At 64.6% G+C, this 21,143-nt stretch carries 19 protein-coding genes; 5 read left to right on the top strand and 14 right to left on the bottom strand.

Annotation, left to right across the window (positions count from 1 at the left end; translation table 11 throughout):
- Positions 1-5: 5 nt before the first annotated feature.
- A complete protein-coding gene (locus ACEQZ0_RS12685) occupies positions 6-365 on the top strand; it encodes a hypothetical protein (protein ID WP_370191250.1) in 360 nt (119 codons plus the stop codon).
- A gap of 44 nt (positions 366-409) precedes the next feature.
- Here ACEQZ0_RS12685 and ACEQZ0_RS12690 read toward each other — a convergent pair whose 3' ends face one another.
- Positions 410-682: a metal-sensitive transcriptional regulator gene (locus tag ACEQZ0_RS12690; RefSeq protein ID WP_370191253.1), complete on the bottom strand. Its 273-nt coding sequence runs from the start codon at positions 680-682 to the stop codon at positions 410-412.
- Between the two features lie 387 nt (positions 683-1,069).
- Between ACEQZ0_RS12690 and ACEQZ0_RS12695 the strand changes: the two genes are divergently transcribed.
- From ACEQZ0_RS12695 to ACEQZ0_RS12705, 3 genes are all read left to right on the top strand, one after another.
- Complete coding sequence (locus ACEQZ0_RS12695) at positions 1,070-3,325, top strand: copper-translocating P-type ATPase (RefSeq protein WP_370191256.1); 2,256 nt, start codon at positions 1,070-1,072, stop codon at positions 3,323-3,325.
- A gap of 65 nt (positions 3,326-3,390) precedes the next feature.
- A complete protein-coding gene (locus ACEQZ0_RS12700) occupies positions 3,391-4,674 on the top strand; it encodes an APC family permease (RefSeq protein WP_370191424.1) in 1,284 nt (427 codons plus the stop codon).
- Positions 4,675-4,768: 94 nt separating this feature from the next.
- On the top strand, positions 4,769-5,119 hold the full coding sequence (locus ACEQZ0_RS12705) for an ion channel (RefSeq protein ID WP_370191259.1): 351 nt from the start codon (positions 4,769-4,771) through the stop codon (positions 5,117-5,119).
- 51 nt (positions 5,120-5,170) lie between these two features.
- Here ACEQZ0_RS12705 and ACEQZ0_RS12710 read toward each other — a convergent pair whose 3' ends face one another.
- The 10 genes from ACEQZ0_RS12710 to ACEQZ0_RS12755 form a co-directional block, all read right to left on the bottom strand.
- Positions 5,171-6,502 (bottom strand): LptF/LptG family permease, encoded by a 1,332-nt coding sequence (locus ACEQZ0_RS12710; RefSeq protein ID WP_370191261.1) that lies wholly within the window; start codon positions 6,500-6,502, stop codon positions 5,171-5,173.
- The gene (locus ACEQZ0_RS12715) at positions 6,387-7,547 is read right to left on the bottom strand and encodes a glycosyltransferase (protein WP_370191263.1); all 1,161 of its coding nucleotides are present in this window, start codon (positions 7,545-7,547) and stop codon (positions 6,387-6,389) included. Before ACEQZ0_RS12715 ends, ACEQZ0_RS12710 begins: the two co-directional genes overlap by 116 nt.
- 4 nt (positions 7,548-7,551) lie before the next feature.
- Entirely contained in the window at positions 7,552-8,076 is a 525-nt protein-coding gene (locus ACEQZ0_RS12720; RefSeq protein ID WP_370191265.1) for a DUF2141 domain-containing protein, read from the bottom strand.
- Entirely contained in the window at positions 8,060-8,992 is a 933-nt protein-coding gene (locus ACEQZ0_RS12725) for a hypothetical protein (RefSeq protein ID WP_370191268.1), read from the bottom strand. The genes ACEQZ0_RS12720 and ACEQZ0_RS12725 overlap by 17 nt, the downstream gene beginning before the upstream one ends.
- A 26-nt stretch (positions 8,993-9,018) precedes the next feature.
- Positions 9,019-10,191: a glycosyltransferase gene (locus ACEQZ0_RS12730; RefSeq protein WP_370191270.1), complete on the bottom strand. Its 1,173-nt coding sequence runs from the start codon at positions 10,189-10,191 to the stop codon at positions 9,019-9,021.
- A 39-nt stretch (positions 10,192-10,230) separates the two neighbouring features.
- Entirely contained in the window at positions 10,231-10,983 is a 753-nt protein-coding gene (locus tag ACEQZ0_RS12735) for a DUF2334 domain-containing protein (protein ID WP_370191273.1), read from the bottom strand.
- Positions 10,970-13,336: a TonB-dependent receptor domain-containing protein gene (locus ACEQZ0_RS12740; RefSeq protein WP_370191275.1), complete on the bottom strand. Its 2,367-nt coding sequence runs from the start codon at positions 13,334-13,336 to the stop codon at positions 10,970-10,972. The genes ACEQZ0_RS12735 and ACEQZ0_RS12740 overlap by 14 nt, the downstream gene beginning before the upstream one ends.
- Before the next feature lie 2 nt (positions 13,337-13,338).
- Positions 13,339-14,283, bottom strand: a complete 945-nt coding sequence (locus ACEQZ0_RS12745) for a FecR domain-containing protein (RefSeq protein WP_370191277.1) — start codon at positions 14,281-14,283, stop codon at positions 13,339-13,341.
- The gene (locus tag ACEQZ0_RS12750; protein WP_370191279.1) at positions 14,276-14,848 is read right to left on the bottom strand and encodes an RNA polymerase sigma factor; all 573 of its coding nucleotides are present in this window, start codon (positions 14,846-14,848) and stop codon (positions 14,276-14,278) included. The genes ACEQZ0_RS12745 and ACEQZ0_RS12750 overlap by 8 nt, the downstream gene beginning before the upstream one ends.
- A gap of 76 nt (positions 14,849-14,924) precedes the next feature.
- Positions 14,925-15,479 carry a hypothetical protein gene (locus ACEQZ0_RS12755; RefSeq protein WP_370191282.1) on the bottom strand — a complete coding sequence of 185 codons (555 nt, stop codon included), beginning with the start codon at positions 15,477-15,479 and terminating at the stop codon, positions 14,925-14,927.
- 302 nt (positions 15,480-15,781) lie between these two features.
- Here ACEQZ0_RS12755 and ACEQZ0_RS12760 point away from each other — a divergent pair, with 302 nt between their 5' ends.
- Positions 15,782-16,756, top strand: a complete 975-nt coding sequence (locus ACEQZ0_RS12760) for an endonuclease/exonuclease/phosphatase family protein (protein ID WP_370191285.1) — start codon at positions 15,782-15,784, stop codon at positions 16,754-16,756.
- A 101-nt stretch (positions 16,757-16,857) separates the two neighbouring features.
- Here ACEQZ0_RS12760 and ACEQZ0_RS12765 read toward each other — a convergent pair whose 3' ends face one another.
- From ACEQZ0_RS12765 to ACEQZ0_RS12775, 3 genes are all read right to left on the bottom strand, one after another.
- Positions 16,858-18,261 carry an alpha-amylase family glycosyl hydrolase gene (locus ACEQZ0_RS12765; protein WP_370191288.1) on the bottom strand — a complete coding sequence of 468 codons (1,404 nt, stop codon included), beginning with the start codon at positions 18,259-18,261 and terminating at the stop codon, positions 16,858-16,860.
- Positions 18,254-19,780, bottom strand: a complete 1,527-nt coding sequence (locus tag ACEQZ0_RS12770; RefSeq protein ID WP_370191291.1) for an MFS transporter — start codon at positions 19,778-19,780, stop codon at positions 18,254-18,256. The genes ACEQZ0_RS12765 and ACEQZ0_RS12770 overlap by 8 nt, the downstream gene beginning before the upstream one ends.
- A 113-nt stretch (positions 19,781-19,893) precedes the next feature.
- Positions 19,894-20,928: a LacI family DNA-binding transcriptional regulator gene (locus ACEQZ0_RS12775; RefSeq protein ID WP_370191294.1), complete on the bottom strand. Its 1,035-nt coding sequence runs from the start codon at positions 20,926-20,928 to the stop codon at positions 19,894-19,896.
- Positions 20,929-21,143: the final 215 nt, after the last annotated feature.

The raw sequence follows: 21,143 nt of genomic DNA on the forward strand, positions 1-21,143 counted from the left end.
GTGACATGAAGAAGCTTTCCATTTTCGTAGCAGGCATGATGCTCGCCAGCCCGGCCTGGGCGCAGTCGAGCGCGGCCCCCGCCGATGAAGCTGCGAAGCACGCGGACAAGCCCGAGATGTGCGAAATGATGCACAATGGCATGAAAATGCAGGGCACGATGATGAAGGGCAAGGACGGCAAGATGGCTTGCTGCATGATGGATCATGCAAAGATGGACCATGGTATGATGGACCATGGTATGATGGACCATTCGGGCATGGATCACGGGGCCAAGGACGGCCACAAGCCCAACGGCCCCAAGCCCAGTGGCGAGACTTCGCCTGGCGGCGATCACGCGAAGCACGATGGGCATGGTCAGGGCTAGGCGCGCCCGACGCGCTGGCCACGACGGCCCTTCCGGCCGATGGTTCAGCGCGCCTGCTTTTCCAGCAGGGCGATAAGTTCCGCGACCTTGGCTCTCTGGTCGCCTTTCGAGCCAAGGTCGATCGCCTCTTCGAGGCAATGGCTCGCATGAATCTTGAGCACCTCCATGCGGGTCGCGCGCAAGGCTGCCTCCATCGCCGCAAACTGCTGGAGGATATCGATGCAATATCTATCCTCTTCCATCATCTTGGCGATGCCGCGCGCCTGGCCCTCGATCCTGCGCATGCGCGCGATTTCTTTTCCGAACTTGGTTGTCATGCTGCTGTCCATGCCAGCTTTGGGCGCGTGCGCCAATCGGGCCCGAAATTCCCCGCTCCTTGCAAGTGAGCGCGAAAAGTACTATACCCCCCTATAGTATAGGCAAGAGAGAGTCGAGATGTCGACGAGGCTGCCGACGCACTGCGCTTCCGGATCGATCACGAACTGGGCTGGGACGTTCGCGTACCCGAGCATCTCGAGCGGATTTCGATGGGCAATCCGCAATGAGCTGCGATGTCCATTCTATCCCGCTCGTCCCGGCGCAATACGCCTTGGTAGTTCATGCCAAGTCCGATTGCAGGAAGCTGTCGCACCAATTGGGAGCGGGCGCCAACCCGATCTCACCGCCGAGCCTCCCGAAATGATTGAAACATAGGGCGAACTGCGATGCACGAGAGCGAACACGCAGACCATCACAATCATCCCGACATGTCGCACGGGGCATGCCATCATGGTCACGATGCACGAGCACCCCTGGCGGCCGACGATGCACGCTACGACACTGTTCCGGATGGTTATTCGGGAGCCGTTTACACCTGTCCGATGCATCCCCAGGTCCGCCAGCCCGAGCCGGGCTCGTGTCCTATTTGCGGCATGGGGCTGGAGCTGGAATCGGCGACAATGGTCGGGCAGGGGCCGAATCCCGAACTGGTCGATTTCACCCGCCGGTTCTGGACCGGGGCGGCATTGACCATCCCGCTCCTGGTTCTCACGATGGGGCCCTTTCTCGGACTTGCTGGGTTCCGCGAGATACTCGGCGAGCGCGCTGCGCTGTGGCTCGAGCTGGTTCTCGGTACTCCCGTAGTCCTATGGTGCGGTTGGCCGTTTCTCATCCGGGGATGGAACTCTTTCCGGACGCTCAATCTCAACATGTTTTCGCTCATCGGAATGGGTGTGAGTGCGGCGTGGCTGTTCAGCGTGGCGGCGGTAATCGCACCCGGGATATTCCCCGACGGCTTCCGCAGCGCCGAAGGCCATGTCGGCGTCTATTTCGAGGCTGCCGCGGTCATTGTGACACTCGTCCTCCTCGGGCAGGTGATGGAACTGCGTGCCCGGGAAGGCACCGGCAAGGCGATCCTGGCGCTCCTCGACCTCGCTCCAAAGACGGCGCGCGTTATCCGTGCCGATGGCAGCGAAGAGGAAATCCCGCTGGAAGACGTGGCGGTCGGCGACCGGTTGCGGGTGCGGCCTGGCGACAAGGTGCCCGTCGACGGTATCGTCACCGACGGCAGATCTTCCGTCGACGAGAGCATGATCACCGGTGAGCCGGTCCCGGTCGAGAAGGTTGCCGGGGACCCGGTGACCGGCGCCACGATCAACGGCACCGGCAGTCTGGTTGTCGAAGCCACACGGGTTGGGGCCGACACGATGTTGTCCCAGATCGTCGAAATGGTGGCAAGCGCGCAGCGCTCGCGGGCGCCGATCCAGAAGTATGCCGACAAGGTTTCGGGCTGGTTCGTACCGATTGTCATCGGCGTTGCGATACTGGCATTCATCGGTTGGGCAATCTGGGGCCCTATGCCACCCCTTTCCTACGCATTGATCGCGGCCGTCTCGGTGCTGATCATCGCCTGTCCCTGCGCCCTGGGCCTCGCCACACCCATGTCGATCATGACGGCAACGGGTCGCGGTGCGCAAGCCGGAGTACTGATCAAGAACGCCGAGGCGCTCGAGCGGTTCGAAAAGATCGACACGCTGATCCTCGACAAGACGGGCACGCTGACCGAAGGGAAACCGCGCCTCGTGGCCGTGCTGCCCGAACCCGGCGTTGACGAAGCCGAGGTCTTGCGCCTTGCCGCGACGTTGGAGAAGGGGTCCGAACATCCGCTTGCCGACGCCATCGTGTCCGGGGCGGAGGAGCGCGGGCTCGCGCTCGGCGAGGCCAGCGATTTCGAGGCCGTCACCGGCATGGGGGTGAAAGGCGTGGTCGATGGCAAAAGCGTGGTTCTCGGCAATCTCAAGCTCGTCGAGCAGCTCGGCCTCAAGGCGGCCCAACTGAGAGTGACAGCCAATTCCCGGCGAAACCTGGGCGAAACGGTCATGTTCGTCGTGCTCGATGGCGCCCTTGCCGGGCTCGTGAGCGTGGCAGATCCGGTCAAGGAATCGACGCCCGAGGCGCTGAAGGCGCTGCACGCCTTGGGCCTGCGCATCATCATGGCGACAGGCGACAACGAGCGGACGGCGCTCGCCGTAGCCTCGCCGCTCGGGATCGACGAGATCCGTGCCGACGTCCTCCCCCAGGACAAGGCCAGGATCATCCGCGAATTGCAGGAGCAGGGCGCAAGGGTGGCCATGGCCGGTGACGGGGTGAACGACGCACCGGCACTGGCGCAGGCCGATGTCGGCATTGCCATGGGAACGGGCGCCGACGTGGCCATAGAGAGCGCCGGGATCACGCTTGTCCGGGGCAATCTCGACGGGATCGTGCGCGCGCGGCGGCTGGCGCGGGCCACGATGCGTAACATCCGCCAGAACCTGTTCTTCGCCCTGGTCTACAACGCCGCCGGTGTACCGGTTGCCGCCGGCGTGCTCTATCCCTTCGTCGGGATGCTCATCAGTCCGATGTTCGCTGCGTTCGCCATGAGCGCATCCTCGATTTCGGTGGTGCTGAATTCGCTGCGCCTGCGGACGGTGCGCCTGTGAGCAAGAGCGGCAGCGAACATTCCGCTACGCGCCACGACCATGGCGGAGACGAGCAGAAAGGCAGCATTTCGCTGAGCGGGGCGGTTGCCATGGGGACCGGCGTAATGATCGGCGCGGGTATCTTTGCCCTGACCGGCCAGATCGCCGAACTCGCCGGCCCCCTCTTTCCGCTCTCGTTCATTGCCGGCGCGCTGGTCACGGCACTTGTCGCCTACAGCTACATCAAGATGTCGAATGCATGGCCATCCTCGGGCGGCATCGCGATGATCCTGCAAAAGGCCTATGGCCCGGGAACCGTTGCCGCCTCGGCCTCGGTGCTCATGGCGCTGTCGATGGTCATCAACGAAAGCCTGGTGGCGCGCACCTTCGCGACCTACGCGCTGCGACCGTTCGGCGAGGAAACCAATGGGCTGCTGCTCTCGGCGCTGGCGCTGGGCGTGATAGTCTTTGCCTATCTCGTGAATGCAGCGGGTAACCGGTCGGTCAGCACGGCGTCGCTGATCATGTCCGCCATCAAGATCGGCGGCATCGCCATCTTCGCGGTCGCGGCGATATGGGCAAGCGGTTTCAGTGGCGGAGCTTTTGCCGAACCCGCAACAGGGTTCCAGGGTATGGGATTTGTCGCCTCGGTCGCCTTTTCGATCCTTGCCTTCAAGGGCTTCACCACCATCACCAACAGCGGAGGGGAGATCGTCGATCCGCATCGCAATGTCGGGCGAACGATCATGATCGCCATCGGCATTTGCGTCGTGACCTATTTGCTCGTCGCGGTCGCGGTCGGGTCGAGCCTCAGCATCGAACGGATTATCGAGGCGCGCGATTACTCACTGGCTGCCGCCGCCGAGCCTGCGCTCGGCCCGGCAGGCTTCTGGTTCACAGTAGTGATCGCGGTCACGGCGACGGCATCGGGCGTCGTGGCCAGCGTATTCGCGGTCTCGCGCATGCTGACGATGCTGACCGAGATGAAGCTTATTCCACACCGCCATTTCGGCATGAAGGGTAGCCTACGCAGCCATCTGCTCGTTTACACCGTTGTCATGGCCGGGGCGCTGGCAGTTCTCTTCGACCTGACCCGCATCGCGGCACTCGGCGTCTTCTTCTACCTCGTGATGGACATGCTGGTGCACTGGGGCGTGTTCCGCCACCTGCGCCGCGAAGTGGGGGCGCGGGCGACAGTTCTGCTCGCAGCCATGATGGCGGATGCCGTGGTTCTGGCGGCGTTCTCATGGGTGAAGCTGAAGAACGATCCGATGGTGGTGCTCTACGCTGCGATTGGTATCATCCTGGTGTTTGCCGGCGAACATGCTTTCCTGCGCGGGAGGGAACGGCAGGACCGCGCGGAGAGTTAGGAGCAGGACCCTACGGGTAGGAGATCGGACTATATCGCTTGCAATCGTCATAGGTATCGCACTGTTTCTCGCAGCCCTTTGGTTGCACCTCGGGATGCTCAGGCTGGCAAGGCGCGCGGCCGCGCCCGCGCCGGTCGGCTCGCTGCGACTGAGTCTCGCCTATCTCGTGGTTCTCGCCAGCCATTTGCTCGTCACGGGCCTGTTTGCGCTCGGTTTTGCGGGTGCCGCCGAAATCGGGCTCGGGGGCTTCGACAAGGAACCCGCGATGGGGGCGATGGACCTGTTCTATTTCTCGCTCATCAACATCATCACGCTCGGGCTGGGCGATATCTATCCGACCGGGCATCTGCGCGCGCTGGCGGGGATCGAATCCCTGACCGGTTTCCTGCTCATCAGCTGCACCGCGCAATTCGCTTTCTCGACCATGAAGAAGCAGGAACACTGATCGCAGCCGGAAAGCCGATGCCGAAAGTCTTTGCGGCAGTTGGCTTGGCGATCACCATTCCGGCCCCGACCGCCCGGAATAGGAGGGCAGGGTCGTTCGCTGCCTGTCGGGATGCAGGGGGTTCGTCCTCACGAAGGGCGGAAGCGGCGTTGCGAGTCCCCTCACGAATGGGCGCATGCCGATCTTCCGCCACACTTTCGCCGCGGTGAGCGAGTGTGCGCTTTCGCGCCATCTCGGTACCATCGTGACGAGCGCCAGCCACAGGCATCCCAGCATTCCCGCTTCCGCCACTGGATGCGCGGTGTGCAAGCCGGCGTACCAGTCGATCGATTTGATCAGGCCAATGAGAAAGCATAGGCCGACGAACAGGCCCAATGCGCTGTTCGAACGCAGCGGGGGGCGACCGAGCGTGATGGCCAGCGCTGCCGCTAAGGGGAGCAACAGGACCCATAGCAACCGCGCACACGCGATTCTCAGCGGCGCCGGATTACTCGAAGCAATCAAGGAACCGATCGGCTCGGTCCGCCAGACCGTATCGGTCTCCGTCGGTCCGTGATCGGCCCTGGCGATGCGCGGCAGCCGCACGTCGATCGCCTCGAAGCTCAACACTCTCCCCGCGGGCTCGATCAGCTGGCCGTGGCGCAGCTGGAGATTTGGCTCGCGCTCGCTCGACAGCGACAGGGAGCCCGAACCCGCCTGAAACACGCCATCAGCGGTTCTGACGAAGATCCCCGTCAATCGCCCGTTCTCCGGGTCGATACCGTCGAACTTCAGAACGATATTGTCGCCCATGGAGTGGAATTCGTGAGCCGAGAGATTGAAGCCGAAATCTCCCGCCGTCATCCGGCGACCGATATCTTCGATTCTTTGTTCGCCGGCGGGCATCAACCAGCCCTGGTTGACCAGGACGAAACCCGCAGCGAGCAAAGTGAGCGCAATCGGCACGCGCAGCCAGCGCCGGGGCGCGATGCCCATGGCCTCGATCACGTCGAGCTCGCCGCGCAGCGCCAGCTTCCTCACGGTCAGCGCGATCGCAAGGTACAGGCCGAAGACGGTTCCGATCCTTGCATATTCCGGTAGCAGCCCGAGGACGGTCTGACCGACGATATAGCCGCGGTGGCCCGACAGGCTGGTGATGTCGATCAGCCGCGGCAGGTGTTCCAGCACCATCAGCGACATGATGATGGCGACGACCGATCCCAAGGTCCCGCAGGACAGGCGCAGCAAATAAATGTCGAGCGTGCGGAGGAACTTCATCGTGCGCCGGTCAGGCCGCGACGGCCAGCCGCCGGGCGGCCAGGTGGCGATAATGCGCGAAGAGTTCCTCGAAATGCGCATCCATCCCCCTTGCCCCGGCGGCGCGGCCGCGGCGGGAGGGCGCACTCGAGAGCGCCAGGATCGCCCGTGCCGCATCCGCCGCGTCCGCCGGACGAAAGGACAACGCCGGGTTCTGCAGCGCAAAGTCGGCCACGCCGCCGGCTGAGGGCGCGATGATCGGCAGGCCGCTGGCGTGCGCTTCCGCTGCGACCATGCCGAAGGTTTCCGCCTCGCAACCATGCAGCAGCGCATCAGCGCTGGCGAGGATGGTAGCGAACTGGACGCGGTCCCTGACTGGTTCGAACAGCCGGATATGGGGATTTCCCGCAATCGCCCGCAGGATCTGGTCGCGACAACGTCCTTCGCCGAAGATCGCGAGGCCGAGCGGACGCGAGCGGCCGGCACACGTCGCTGCCTCGACCAGCAGGGGTATCCGCTTTTCGGTGGAAAGCCGTCCGGCGGCAATCAGGAGGGTTGCCTTGGGCCCCATGCCGCAGGCGGCCAGCAGCCTTTCGCGCACCGCCCGGTCGCGGCGAGCGGGTGAGAACAGGTCCTTTTCGATCCCCATGGGCACAGTCACCACGTTGTGCACGCCGCCGGCGACAAGGCGGGCGGCGAGATTGCCGTTCGCCGCCACGATGGCATCGAACCGCGTGCCGAAGCCCCGCAGGCGCCGCCAGAACCAGTCGAAGGCGCGGTCCACCGCCGGCGGCTCTGCCACACGCTCGAACCAGCGGTAGACATGCGCCGAGAGCGGATCCGAGTGCATGATCAGCGATCGCGGTAGGTCGCCCGGGAAGCTGGCAACGTAGTCCGCGCTGCGCCACGGGGACGAAGCTTCGATGAGATCGGGACGGAGCCGGTCGAGCATGGCGTGAACCGCTACCTCGTCGACGAAGGCGAAATACTTCCGGTCCAAGGGGAAACGGGGTGAGGCCAGAAAGGCGATCCGTGCTGCCGCAGAGATGGTGATCGTCTCGTCGCGGACGCCCGGAGCGAGGATCGTGATATCGACCCCCAGTTGCTCCGCGATGCGCAATTTCTGGTCGATGTAGGTACGGACGCCGCCGCCGAGCGGGGTATAGAAACCGCAGACATCGACGATCTTCATCGGCTCAGTCTTCCTTGGCGATCGGGCGCATCGAGAGGCCCCTGCGATAGTTCATGACGATGGTGATGCGGGTCGGTGCGGCCCCGGCGCGTGCGGAGGCGTTCGCCGCCTTGGGCTTGCTCCAGCCGAGCCGCGGATTCCCGGCAAAGCCGATTCCGTCGACCCGCCAACCGAACTTGTGGTTGCCATCGCGGTCGTGAAGCAGCGAGACGCCGTAGGTACCCGGGCCCGGCAGTCGGATGCAAAGCGAAGCGGGGCCCGATTTGGGAACCGGTACCTCGACCCGGCGAAAGGTCTTGCCGGCCGCAATCAAGATGTTGTCATCTTCGAGGAAGTCCTCGTCGGTGGCGGGATAGACCTCGAGCTTGAGATTGCCCGCCCGGTCTTTGAGCCCCTGCACCTCGACGAGGAAGGCCGGCCCGGTTTCCTGCGTCCGGCAACGCCCCTCGGCCTTTCCCAGGTTGGGCGTCGACGGAAGCGTCGCACCGGCCAACAGGGGCAAGGCGACGAGGCTAGCCGCGGCGCGCATGGGCGTCTCCGACGGCGAGGTCGCTCACCGCGAAACCGATGCCGGCGACGATATGCGTGGCGAGGATCAGCGTGGCCATCAATGCCATGAGCGAAGCGATCTCGACCTCCTGGCCGAGCGCGAGCACCGCGACGCCGGCGAAGACCAGGTCCTTGTTGGGCACGAAGGGCAGGCGGGAGATCAGCAGTCTGAGCGTCGCCAGCAACAGCCACCAAATCAAGGGCGTGGAAGGTAGGACGAGGTGCCACAGCGTGGCAGACAGCGCGGTCGTTGCAAGGATGCGGCCGGTGTGGACCGCGGCAACGAAGACCAGTTCGTGGCGGTCGAGCGAAAAGATCCGCTTGCGCCACAACATCGCCGCGAGCGATGTCCCGATGACGAAGGCGAGCGACCAGGGGATCGTCTGGCTGTGCTCGCCCAGCGGCAGCATGCGGAGCAAGGGGGCGGCAGCGGCGAGGAATGCGAGGGTCGTCACATTCCCCACCACGGCCGAAAGGACCGCGACATCCTTGACCGCACCGAAAGGGGAGGCGGTGAGAGAAAGATGGCGTCGGGCCCAAGTGTAGAAATAGACTTCGCCGAGGTAACCGACGAGCAACTCGTTGTAGATCAGCTTGCGGACCAGGGCGCCGACGGCGAGCGGTCCGACATGCCACAGGCGCCGAAAGATGATCCATTCGCTCAGCGGTCCGGCGAAATAGCTGAGCGCGAAGAGCGACCAGAAAAGCGGTGACGAGGGCAAGAGCTCGATCACTTCGGCGAAGCTGAGCCTGTGGAGTTGGTAGAGAGAGGCTCCCAGTACGCAGAGCGAAAGCACTGCCCCCGCTGCCCTCGCGGGAGACATGGCCAGGTTGCGGTCCTGCGGTTCGAGGACGATGTCGTCTGCGCATTGCAACGCGACTGCGGGCTCGGTCATGGTCAGCCTTGTCTTGCCTTTGCGGTCTAGACGCCGCGCTCGCGCCATTCCCGCACCCGGTAGCGCAGACCGGCGATGCGCTGCCGGCGTGCACGGCACGCCAGACGGGCGAGGGCATCGAGATAGGTTCGGCTCGAGCGTTCGAGAGTGAATTGTTCGGCAAAGCGTTTCATCGCCGCGCGGTCTGGTGTGAGCCGGCGTGCATCTCCGATCGCTCCGCCCAAGGCACGGGCGTCGCGTCGTGCCACGACAATGCCGAATTTGCCCTGGCCGGTGAGCCAACCCATGCTGGTACAGCAGTCGGTCGAGACTATCGGCAGCCCACCCGCGATCGCCTCGATGACCACAGCAGGCACGCCCTCGTAATCGGACGAGACAACGAGGACATCGGCTTGCTTGAGTGCGGCGCCGGGATCGTCGACATGCCCGGCAAGCTGCACCCGCGCGGCAAGGCCGAGCTCGCCGATCAGGCGCGCCAACCGGGTTCGTTCCGGTCCCTCTCCGGCGATCACCAGACTGTCTTCCGGCTGGCCACCCGCGGCGAAAGATCGCAGCAACAAAGCCTGGTTCTTCTGAGCAACCAGGCGACCCATGTTGAGGAACCGGCATCCCGCACGCGGCTTGTCCCTGCGCTCGCGCGGGCGGGAGAATCGGTCCAGTTCGGCGCGCGTGATGGCTGGGTCGGGAATGATTTCGACTCGCGCGGGATCGACCGCGAGCCGGTGTTCGATCTCGGTCCGCATCGGATCGGCAAGGCCCACGAAAAGATCGAGATAATACCCCTGAATGCGAAGCCACAGGTGATAGATCGCGCGAAAGGGCAGGTGCATGTCGCGCCGTTCGAGGTCGTTGCTGATCTTCACCAGCATCGGCGGACAGCGGCGGCCGAGTAGCAGCTTCATGGCGACGCAGACGATGGTGTAGGTATTGCCCGGGCAGAAAACCACATCGACTCGTTCGCGCAGCAGGAAGCGCAGCATCGACCAGATCATCCAGGGTGTTTCCCAGTGATCGGTCGGAAAGGGTTCGGGCCGCGTGCGATAGTCGAGCGACGGCGCAGATAGGCTGCCTCGGCCGCGGCGGCGGCCGAGCACGATCAGGACGTCATGCCCGGCGGCCTGCCATTCCTCGGCAAGTCGCAGGCCGACGCGTTCGACCCCGCCAGGTACAAAGCTGTGGATCGGTATGGCGATGCGCATACCGTAGAGACGTCATGCCATTCCCAATCCCGCACTTGCTCATGCAGGCTTCAGCAGGTCGTGATAACGGCTCACTGTCCGGCGCGTCGCGAATGTTTCGAGCGTGGCCTCGATGCTGGCGATGAGCGAGGGTTTGGATACGTCGCCCGGGTGAACGGCGACCCGCAGGTCGCGCAGCGGATGAAATGTCATCCGGGCGAGCCGTGCGACTGCAAGCGAGGAGGCGGTGCGGGCGGGCGCCCGGCTTGCCCAAGTGACGACCGGCCCGCGCGACACGGTCCTGCCGGTGGCCGGCACCCACACGCGCAGGTGGTCTTCGGCGAGCGCGAAGCCGCTGTCGCGCAGGGCCGCCATCGCGCCTTTCCCATAGAGCCAGGCAGGCGCTATGAATCCGGCCGCCTCGCGCCCGATGATGTCCTCGACCAGGGCCTTGCCGTCGCGCATTCGGCTGGCCGCCTCGCTTTGCGACAGGCCGAGGAACTCGCCTTCGGCGGCGGTCATATGGCGCGCCTTGAAAGCGGCCATGCCGGCGTGTTCCGCATGGTCTTTGTGGAACCAGCCATGGACGAACATCTCGACACCCGCATCTGCCCAGCCCCGCAGCTTGCGGGCGAAAGCGAAATTGCCCGCCAGCGGATGTGCCCCCCAATGGTCGGGGACCACCAGCATGGCAAAGTTGGCTCCATCGAGGTGCTGTTCGAATATGGCGACCAGCCGATCGACGGCCGCTTCGGACCCGGGGCCGACATCGTGAATCGAGGCGAGGAGGCGTTTGCGCTCAGAACGCCGCATCGATGCCGAGCCGAATAGTGCGCGGACGTAGCGGCGTGCGCTGGTCCTCGTCGAACAGGGTGAACGGATTACCGAACGCAAAGCGGTTCGCGCGGCTGTCGAAGAGGTTGTCGACGTCGAGGGCGATACCCCAGCTTCCAAAGTCGATCCTTCCGCCGAGGCCAGTGTCGAAGTATTTGCCCTGCTCGCGCTCGAAGGCCTGACCGATCCCCAGGAACGAAACCCCGATATAGCCGACAGTCCCGTCGAGCCGCAGTTTGGCCCCGCCGATGTCGGCACCGTAGCTGGCGGAAATCCGCCCGCCGCTGTCGGCGATGTTGGGCAGGTCGCCTTCTTCCAGATCGGCGAAGGCGGGGGCGGGCCGATTGAGCAGGCTGGTCGTGAGAAATCCGCTTGCTTCGAGCGTCAATCCGGGCAGGGGGCGTCCGCCGATCCGGGCCGAAGCGTAGCGCACGAAGCCCGAACCGAGGTTGGCGAGATAGGGAAAGCCCTCTTCCGACACGAGGTCTGCCTGTATGTCCTCCCACCGCGAGTAAGCGAACGACAGCCCGCCGTAGAACTGCGAGTGCGGAGACGTTCCGAAGCGCACGCCCACCTCCTGTGTGCGCAATTCGTCGGGTTTGAACTGTTTTGTTTCAAGGGTTTCACCCTGACCGACAACCCGCTGCGACCCCGGACGGTACCCCTCATGGTAGCGGGCAAAAGCCAGCCATCCGTCGGCGGGGTGCCACGACAGTGCCGCTGTGGGCAACAGCCGCCAGGCAATGCGCCTTGGCTCCAGATCGACCGCCGCGCCGAGGCTTTCTGCTTCCTCCACCAGCCGGTTGAACGACACGCGCGCTCCGCCCGTCAGTGTGATGCGCTGGGTCAGGTCGATGGAAGCCTCGCCGAACAGGGCAGCCTCGAAGGTCGTCGAGCGGGCTTCGGATATGATCGGCGGGTCGTCAGGGGCGCCGAGGGCGCGGGTGATGCGGTTGACATTGTTGACCACGCTCGCGCCCATAACCCAGCTCGACAGCAGCGGTCCCGAACCTGACAGGCGGCTCTCGTGCGTGATCAGCGAAACCTTGGTGTCATCCTGGAACAGCCGAGGCGACGCATCGCCCGGACGTGTCGCGTCAAAGTTCGAATCGATGGCGTGATCGACATATGAAGTGTTTGAGACGACATCCGCGTCGCCCAGCGTGGTTCGGGCAGTGAGGAAGATCATCCGGTAATCGTTGTCGAAAGGTTGTGAAATGGCCGAACTGCGAACTAGGTTGCCGAGTCCCGAATTGGTATATTGCCCGTCGCGGCTGCCGATGTTCTGCACCAGCAATCCGGCCTCGATGGAAAACCCGTCGCGCGGCTCGGCCCGCACTGTCGCCCGCAATCCCCAGACCGATGTCCGGTTGGTGTTCGGGATGCCGCGTCCCGGATCGTCAATGTAACCGGGCTGCATGATGCGATATCCAACCGCGCGCACGGCGGAGCTGTCGCCCAGTGGCAGATTGCCGACCAGAGCCGTGTCGTAGCCTATTTCGCTTCCGGTAAAGCTGATGCCCGCAGTGCCCGCGATCTCTTTCGCGTGCGTATCGGGCGGACGCGGGAGGAGGCGGATGACCCCGCCCAATGAGCCGGCACCGTAGAGCGTACCCTGAGGCCCTTCGATCACCTCGATCCGCTCGATGTCGTAGAGCGCGAGGTCGGGGTCGGGCGCGCTGTAGATCAGCCGACTTTCGCCGTAATACTGGCTGATTGTCGCCTGATTTTGGCCGTTGAAGCTGCTGTCGGCGATGCCCCGGATAAAGATCTTGTTGCGCCCCGAGCCGAGATCGGTCGAGGTGAGGTCGGGCAGTTCGCGCAAGAGCGTCTCGCTCCCGCGCGCACCGATTCTCAGGCTCTCGGCAAATTCGAGCGTCGCAACATGCGCGGACCCGGGGTACTCCGCCAGCAGCGAATCGCGCTTGCTCGCGGTGACCACGATCGGTTCGGGCGGGGGCACAGGCTCTGGCATGGGCGCTGGCGCGGGAAAGGGATCGAGCTTCTTGCCGCCGCGCCGTTGCGGCAGCGTTGCGGGCGCACGGAGGATCGTCACCGTTTCACCCGACAAGCGAAAGGTGAAGCCGGTCCCCCGCAAGAGGATCGCCAAGGCATTTTCGACCGAATGGTGGCCCTTCAGCCCGCGGGTGCGTGCCGCGGCGACGCCCGGGACGCTGGTGTTGACCGAGACGCGGGCCTGCCGTGCGAAGGTGACCAGCGCCCGGTCCAGCCTGCCGGCAGATATGTCGAATTCGGCCTCCTCGGCCCCCAGCACAGGCGCGCTTGCGACCACCAGGGGCAGCGCAAGAAGGGTCGGGGCATGCAGTCGCATCGTCAGGGTTCGAGCGTCCAGCCGTCCTGCGTCTTGGCGATGGACACTTCCAGCAGGACAGCGGCGCGTGCCGCAATAGCGCTTGCGTCGCCTGTGGTCTGGATAACACCGCTAAAGCTCCGGGCACGCAGGTCTGCCGACACCGCGATCGGCACGCCGGTTGCCCGCGAGAGGTCGGCCGCCACTTCGGCGAGCGGCGCGCCTTCGTAAACCAGTGCGCCGTCGGTCCAGCTGCCGATACTCGCGACCGAACGATTGGTCACACGTGCTCCACTGGTATCGACGACCAGCACATCGCCCGGTTTCAGGAGTACCCCGTCCCGTCCGCCCTCGAAGCGGACCGCTCCCTCGCTCACGCCGACCCGGAGCCAGGCCTTCTCGCTGGTTACATTGAAGACCGTGCCGACATCGACCAGCCGGTCCTCGCCGACGGTCAATACGAAAGGATCGGAGGCATCGTGGACGATTGTGAAAAGCGCCTCGCCCGCTACCAGCTCGGCCGCGCGCGGATCGTCACGGTCGAGCAGCAACCGGGTCGATCCGTTGAGCGCGATCTTTCCGCCATCCTCGAGAGCGATGGTGCGCGTTTCGCCCGCAGGGGTCTCGATCGCATAACTGGAATCGCGCGGCACCAGCTGGAAGGCCAGCGCCGCCGCCGCGACTATGCTTGCCGCCAACGCGCCCCACTTCCAGCGTCCCGAACGCAGGTTCGCAGTCGCAGCCTCTTCGCTCTGCGCTTCCTCCATCGGTTCGGGAAAGCGTGCGGCGGTCAGGACGACGGCCATGTCGTCCTCCTCGGCGAGGACCTGCTCATAGGCAAGATTATGCGCCGGATCGGCCTCAAGCCAGTCGGTAAAGGCCAGCCAGTCCTCTTCCGTGGCGGTCTCCAGGCGCAGGTGCCAGGCCATCGCCGTTTCGCGCAGCTCGTCGAAATTGCGCTCAGACACGGTTGTCCTCCCGAGTTGGGGTGGCGGCGTCATCGCCCAGCGTAGCCTGCACCGCGCGAAGGGCGCGGTAAGCGCGCTGGAGATGCTTTTCGACCGCGCTGAGGCTCAGCCCGAGGCGCGTGGCGATCACTTTCTGTCCGATGCCTTCCACCCGATAAAGGCGCAGGATTTCCGCCGTGCGCGGCGGCATTTCCGCCAATGACCGTTCGACTCTTTCCAGCAGATCGCGATCGAGCACACTCTTCTCGGGCGTCGGTTGGGGATCGCTCGTCAAATCCTGTCCATAGTGGCTCCGCGCCCAGCCGTCGTCACGCCCCTGCTGGCGCCGACTGCCACGCCTGAGGTCGCGAATGAGGTTGTTCGTCACCTGGAACAGATAGGCCCGGGCATTGTCGACAGGGCCGCCGCGCCTCTCGATCAGTTTGAGATAGAGTTCCTGGTAGACGTCTTCGACCTCGCCCTGGCTGCAACCGCGCGAGGCAATGAAGCGCAGCAATTGGGGGCGCATTTCGGTGACGAGCTGTCGCAGCCCGCTGTTCTTCACCTCGGGTCGCATACCCTCCATCGGGCAAGCATAGAAACCCCGGTGCGGCTCTGGCAATCGCTTTGGCGGGCAAGAGCGTGTTGCAATCGCGAGCATATCAATAATGCGCCGCCCAGGAGATCAGGGCGCGACTGTCCCAAGCGGGGTTCCCCGTGGCGGAGTGTTCGAACCTCAGGCGGAGCCCGCGCTCGCCCGTCCCCTTGCGCCGAAGCTCGAGCGCCATGCCATGCCGGGCCATGCTTTCGCCATTGGCCATGCGGTTGGCCAGTTCACCGATAGGCGCCCGTTCCCATCCTCCAAGGCGGAAGTGCGATACCGACAGCTCGACGGACGGCGACGACAGTGTGAGGCCCAGTTCGTGCGAGAGCGTTGTGGTCCGCCTTGTCAGGAGTGGGCCGATTGCGGATCCGGTTCTTGCGAAGGCGACCTTTCCTCCGAGCGAGACGGACATATCCGGCGAAAGCTCATATTCGTACCGCCCCTTCAGGTCATTCCTCCGTATCCACGGCCCGTCCGCGGCGAGCCGCTGATCGTTGGCCTTGCTGCCGACGCGACGATGATCGAGTGACAGGTACAACGCACTGCCGTCCCATTCGGCAGCGAGTCCGTGCCGCCGAACCGCGTGATTAGGCAGTGGCATGCGATAGGGCATTGCCGCCTGTCCCATCGGAGGAGGCACGGAGAAACCGTCCCTTCGTGCGGTCGCGGGAACTGCGCAACAGATCGCCGCGCCGGCGATGGGGCCTGCAAGGCATATCACTGTCAGCCGCATGGACGATGTCTCCCCGTTTCGGACGCCTTGCAGGCAAGACGGTCTCGCTGGCCCAATCCCGCATTGCGCTGCAGGGCATGCGGAATCGAGACGGTGACGGCGTCTAGCCAATGCAGGCAGCCGAGGGAGTTGGAATGTCGGTCTGGCGAGTGCTCGGATGGGTGGGTTTGGCGCTGGCCTCCATGGCCCCCCAGTTCCCCATAATCCCCGGGGCTGCTCCTACCCCGCTGCGCGGGGCAAACCAGACTGGTGACCTCTCGGTCCTGACCTACAATATCAAGGCCCAGCCATGGCCGCTCGCGATGGGTCGCGCGAGCGCGGCGGCGGCTATTGCCGACCGGCTGGCTGCGATGCGCGCCGCCGGCCGACAGCCGCATGTGGTGATGCTGCAGGAGGCATTTACCGACCAGGCCCGCAGGATCGCGCGTCAGGCCGGATATCGTTACGTCGCCCGCGGCCCGGCCCATGTATCGCCCGGGCCGCGGGCGCCGCTGGGCGGTGCCTATGCGCGCGCTCGCCGATGGGACCGTGGCGAACGGAGTGCCGCAGTGTTCGACAGCGGCCTTCTGATCCTGTCGGACTATCCGATCCTGCGGACAAGCCGGTTCGGTTTTCCTGCAGGTGCCTGTGCGGGGTTCGACTGCCTCGCATCCAAGGGCGTACTGATCGCCTGGGTAGGTGTCCCAGGTCGGGACCAGCCCCTGGCTTTCGTCGATACGCATCTCAATTCGCGCCACTCGACCCACGTGGCACCCGGCCGCGCCGATGCAGCGCAGGCATGGCAGGTCGCACAGCTGCGTAAGGCTATTGCGCAAGCCATCGATCCGCGGATGCCCGCCATCTTCGCCGGAGACACCAACGTCGGGCTCGTACCGGTCAGGATGGCCGCCTTCGCCAAGCATCCGCCGCTCGGCGATGGGTCGCGAGACACCCTGGCAGAGGCACTCGCAACATTGCATGTCGACAGGGGATCGCTGGCGGAAGCGGATGCGATCATGACCCGGCACAAGGACATGATCCTCGCCCGCGACGGGCAGACGCTGCGCTTCGATACGCTCGGAGCGACGGTACCGTTTGCAGTCGATGGGCGAGGGGCGCTATCCGATCACGCCGGTTTCCTGGTAACCCTGCGCTTGGTCGATCGTACCAGCACCTGACGTTTATTGCGGGGCACGCTCCACTGCAAGGCCAAGACCGATCTCGTCGCGGCCATCGGGGGCGATCGATGCTGCCGCGACGATCGTGGTGACAGCCTTGCCTACTCCCCGGAGGACAGGAGCAGATACCCCCAGGCGGGGAGCTCGACTGCGCTTCCCTCCACAATGGTGACCCGGTCGTCACTGGCGAAGTCGGTGTAGCTGCCGTCGGCCAGCGCGCTGGTCGGCGTCACGCTGACCGGCTGGTCCGAGAAGTTGAACAGGCCCACGACCTTGTCGTTCTCCTTCGCGCGCACCCAGGCGAGGACCTGCTGAGGCTTGTCGGTTTCGAGCTTCTGCATCACCGCGCCCCATTGCCCGTTGGCGAGCGCCGGATTGGCCTTGCGGAAGGCTATGAGCCGCTTGAGCAGCGTGCCATAGGCGCAAGTTTCACCCTGGCTCCAGTCGATCGAGTCCTTTTCGAAGAAGGCGAGCCGCCTGGCGTTGCAGGCTTCCATCCCGTTGTGGACCAGCGGCAGTCCCTCGCCGGTGAAGGAGAGCGCGGTCATCGCCTCCAGTGCGGGGCCGTAATTCTCCTCCATCGTGCCTTCCCAGGCGTTGGAATCGTGGTTCTCGATATAGGTCAGCCGCATGGCCTTGCGCGGCCACAGGCTCTCGTTTTCGGCGTAATAGCCGTAGAAGCTGGTGGCATCGCCTTCGCCATGCGCGACGCGCTTCGAGGTGTTGTGCCAGTCCCAGCCATAGGTCGCGTCGAAGGCGGCGAAATGATAGGCAGTCTGCTGCACTTCACCGAGCATGAAAACCGGCCGGATCTTCTCAAGCCTCGCGCGCGCGGTTTCCCAGAAATCTAATGGGACATAGCCGGCAACATCAGCACGGTAGCCGTCGATGCCGAACTCGCGCACCCAATATTCCATCGCTCCGCCGACATGGGCGCGCACGCCGGGCTGAGACCAGTCGAGATCGATGATGTCCGACCAGTCCCACCACGGGGTGGGGCGGAAATCGCCCTTCCAGTCCTTTTCGTACCAATCGGGATGCTGCTTCGCGAGGTCGTTGTCCCATGCGGTGTGGTTGGCGACGAGGTCGAGGATGACGTGGAACCCCTGCGCATGCGCGGCATCGACGAAGGCCCGCAGGTCCTCCTTAGTGCCGAATTCGGGGTTTACCGCGTAATAATCCTGCACAGAATAGGGGCTGCCGAGGCTGCCCTTGCGGTTTTCCCGGCCGATCGGGTGAATTGGCATCAGCCACAGGATATCGACCCCAAGCGCCTTCAGCCGAGGAAGCTGGGCCTGGGCGGCCTTGAAGGTCCCTTCGGGCGTGAACTGGCGGGTGTTGATTTGGTAGAGTACCGCGTCGCGCGACCAGTCGGGATGCTCGATCGTCACCATATCGCGCGCTTCCCAGCCTGCCGTGGCCGGTTCCCCGGCGAGGAGCGGCCGGGACTGGGTGCCTGCGACGAACAGGGTGGTGCAAGCGAGGGCGGCAAGTATCTTACGCATTGGCGGTTTCTCCCGGTACCTTCACTCGTAGCATGGCAAGCCCCGCCAGCGCCCAGCTCGCCGCTGCGAACAGCATCGTCCAGATCGGATCGGCCGGGAAGAGGGCATTCATCACGCTGCCCATGACCGTTGCCACCAGCAGCTGCGGAACCACGATGAAGATATTGAACAGGCCCATGTAGATGCCAAGCTTCGCCTGCGGCAGGCTGCTGGCGAGGATGGCGTAGGGCATGGCGAGGATGCTTGCCCAGGCGATCCCCTTGAGGACCTCGCAAAGGATCAGCAGCTTGGGATCGCGCAGCACGAAGTAGCCGAGGAAGCCGAGCGCGCCGAGCAGGAGGCACACCATATGCGTGCGCGCTTTCCCGATCCTGCGCGACAAGGCGGGCAGCAGCACCAGAGCCGCCACCGCCGCGACCCCGTTCTGGATCGTGTAGATGAGGTTCCACCAGTTGGCGCCGGCATTGTAGGCAGGCGTGGTCGGATCGGCACTGCCGTAGAAATATTGCGACACGATCGGGCCTGAATAGATCCACATGATGAACAGCGAAGACCAGCTGAAGAACTGAACAACCGCCAGCCGCTTCATCGTATCGGGCATGCCGCTGAAATCGCCGACGATGCTCGACAGCATGTTGGCGTGGCGTCCCTGCTTGGCCATCGCGATCGCAATCGCACTGAGGAGACCGTAGGCGAGGAGCAGCCCGCCGAGCAGCAGGATTTCCTTCTCCAGGCCGAGCGGTTCGACGCTGAGGATCACCGCGATTCCGAGCACCATCCAGATGCCGGCGGAAAGATAGGTCTTGGCCGCCAGCGCGCGGACGCTCTGCCCCTCTTCGGTCTCGCGCTCGGCCTCGAAGGCAGCCATTTCCTCGGGGCTGTATTCCTTCGTAGAGACTACGGTCCAGCCGATCGCGACGAACAGCGCGGCCGCGCCGGCCCAGAAGCTCCACCGGACAGTATCGGGAATCTCGCCCGCCGGGGCAACATTGCTCACCCCGGACTGTTCGAGCAGCCAGGGGAAGATCGCCGCGACTACCGCGCCCGCTCCGATGAAGGCGGTCTGCACCGCGTACCCGGATGCGTGCTGCGATTTGTCGAGCATGTCGCCGACGAAGGCGCGGAAGGGCTCCATCGAGATATTGAGGCTCGCATCGAGTACCCACAAGAGCGCCGCGGCGAACAGCAGCGGGGCCCCGAAGGAGGGGGCGAGCGGCATCAGCAGCAGCGCGATCGCGGCGAGTAGTGCACCGGTCATGAAATAGGGTCGACGGCGACCGAAGCGGTTCCAGGTGCGGTCGGAAAGGTGGCCGATGATCGGCTGGACGATCAGGCCGGTCAGCGGCGCCGCGACCCACAGTGCGGGCAGGTCGTCGAGCGATGCGCCGACCGTCTGGAAGATCCGGCTCATGTTCGAGTTCTGCAGCACGAAGCCGATCTGGATGCCGAAGAAGCCGAAGCTGATATTGGCCAGCCCGGCGAAATTCTGGCGTGGTTTCTGCCGCAGCGCCTCGTTCATGCGAAGTCCCTCATCCCTGTCCGCGCAGGTCTTTACGCCCGCTGCGGAATTTCAAGGCGCGAACGCTCGCACGGTCGGGCGCTGCCGCCAAGTGCGTATACGAATACGGGAATCTAGCGCACCGGTCCGGTCGAGCCGCGCACAACCAGGCGGCCGGGGAGTTTGCGCGGCGGAACCTCGCGGCCCTCGATCTGCGCCAGCAGCGATTCAACCAGTGCCTGCCCGGCCTGGCGGATGTCCTGCATCACCGTGGTTAGCGGCGGAGTGGTCAGATTGGCGGCGGGAATATCGTCGAAGCCCACAACAGCCACATCCTGCGGCACGGCTTGGCCCGCTTCGGCGAGCGCCCGCATGGCGCCGATGGCGATGAGGTCGCTGGCGGCGAAGATGGCATCGAATTCGCGCCCGCTATCGATCAGTGCGCGAGCCGCCGCGTGGCCTTCTTCCTCCGTGGTAAGGGCATCGAACTGCTGCACGCAGTCGATCCCGGCATCGTGCAAGGCTTCGGTCAGGCCGCGATAGCGCCCGGCGAACTCGGGATAATGATCGTCGGCGTGGCCGAGGAAGGCGATCCGCCGACGGCCGCGTTCGATCAGATGTTCGCCCGCAAGCCGGCCCGCCGCCACATTGTCGGTACCCACCGTCACGCCGCTGGCATCGCTCGAGACCGATCCCCAGCGAGTAAAATGCGTACCCTGCCGGGCGAGCTGCTCCATCCGCTCGCGATATTTGGTGTAGTCGCCATAGCCGAGCAGGATCAGTCCGTCGGCGCGGTGACTGTCCTGGTACTGGACGTGCCAGTCGTCTTCCATCCGCTGGAACGAGATCAGCAGGTCGAGTCCCCGGTCGGCGCAGGCCCGCGTGATCGAGCCGAGCATGGCGAGAAAGAAGGGATTGATCATGCTCTCGTCGGGGGTCGGGTCCTCGAAGAACAGCAGGGCGATGGTGTTCGAGCGCTGGCTGCGCAGCGAGGAGGCATTCTTGTCGACCGTGTAATTGAGGTCGCGGGCGATTTCCTCGATCCGCGCGCGGGTCTTGGCGCTGACCGACTTGTCGCCACGGAGCGCGCGGCTCACCGTCGGTTGCGAAACCCCGGCCGCATAGGCGATATCGAAACTGGTCGGCCGACCCGTCGGCTTTCGACCCATCACTCTCTCCCGCTCGGGCAGGCCCGTGCCGTCTCGCCCCGTTCATAGGAAGATGCAGGCATTTAGGCAACGCCATCCCCCGGGAGTACGAGGATTTCCGCGCCTTTCGGGGAACTATGGCAAAATTGCCGCGCCCGGCGTAGCTCCGCAATCACATACGTATGCTCTCTTCCGCGACTTCCCGATCGGGACCTATGCAGCGTGCCATACAGGCG

This window comes from Qipengyuania sp. (genome assembly GCF_964227205.1).
In the GTDB taxonomy this organism is placed as follows: Bacteria; Pseudomonadota; Alphaproteobacteria; order Sphingomonadales; family Sphingomonadaceae; genus Qipengyuania.

What these genes read in the sequence shown, in the direction of transcription:
- ACEQZ0_RS12685 (WP_370191250.1), top strand. Translation starts at nt 6, where the DNA reads ATGAAGAAGCTTTCCATTTTCGTAGCAGGCATGATGCTCGCCAGCCCG.
- ACEQZ0_RS12690 (WP_370191253.1), bottom strand. Translation starts at nt 682, where the DNA reads ATGACAACCAAGTTCGGAAAAGAAATCGCGCGCATGCGCAGGATCGAG.
- ACEQZ0_RS12695 (WP_370191256.1), top strand. Translation starts at nt 1,070, where the DNA reads ATGCACGAGAGCGAACACGCAGACCATCACAATCATCCCGACATGTCG.
- ACEQZ0_RS12705 (WP_370191259.1), top strand. Translation starts at nt 4,769, where the DNA reads ATGCTCAGGCTGGCAAGGCGCGCGGCCGCGCCCGCGCCGGTCGGCTCG.
- ACEQZ0_RS12715 (WP_370191263.1), bottom strand. Translation starts at nt 7,547, where the DNA reads ATGAAGATCGTCGATGTCTGCGGTTTCTATACCCCGCTCGGCGGCGGC.
- ACEQZ0_RS12720 (WP_370191265.1), bottom strand. Translation starts at nt 8,076, where the DNA reads ATGCGCGCCGCGGCTAGCCTCGTCGCCTTGCCCCTGTTGGCCGGTGCG.
- ACEQZ0_RS12725 (WP_370191268.1), bottom strand. Translation starts at nt 8,992, where the DNA reads ATGACCGAGCCCGCAGTCGCGTTGCAATGCGCAGACGACATCGTCCTC.
- ACEQZ0_RS12730 (WP_370191270.1), bottom strand. Translation starts at nt 10,191, where the DNA reads ATGCGCATCGCCATACCGATCCACAGCTTTGTACCTGGCGGGGTCGAA.
- ACEQZ0_RS12735 (WP_370191273.1), bottom strand. Translation starts at nt 10,983, where the DNA reads ATGCGGCGTTCTGAGCGCAAACGCCTCCTCGCCTCGATTCACGATGTC.
- ACEQZ0_RS12740 (WP_370191275.1), bottom strand. Translation starts at nt 13,336, where the DNA reads ATGCGACTGCATGCCCCGACCCTTCTTGCGCTGCCCCTGGTGGTCGCA.
- ACEQZ0_RS12750 (WP_370191279.1), bottom strand. Translation starts at nt 14,848, where the DNA reads ATGGAGGGTATGCGACCCGAGGTGAAGAACAGCGGGCTGCGACAGCTC.
- ACEQZ0_RS12755 (WP_370191282.1), bottom strand. Translation starts at nt 15,479, where the DNA reads ATGCCCTATCGCATGCCACTGCCTAATCACGCGGTTCGGCGGCACGGA.
- ACEQZ0_RS12760 (WP_370191285.1), top strand. Translation starts at nt 15,782, where the DNA reads ATGGCCCCCCAGTTCCCCATAATCCCCGGGGCTGCTCCTACCCCGCTG.
- ACEQZ0_RS12765 (WP_370191288.1), bottom strand. Translation starts at nt 18,261, where the DNA reads ATGCGTAAGATACTTGCCGCCCTCGCTTGCACCACCCTGTTCGTCGCA.
- ACEQZ0_RS12770 (WP_370191291.1), bottom strand. Translation starts at nt 19,780, where the DNA reads ATGAACGAGGCGCTGCGGCAGAAACCACGCCAGAATTTCGCCGGGCTG.
- ACEQZ0_RS12775 (WP_370191294.1), bottom strand. Translation starts at nt 20,928, where the DNA reads ATGGGTCGAAAGCCGACGGGTCGGCCGACCAGTTTCGATATCGCCTAT.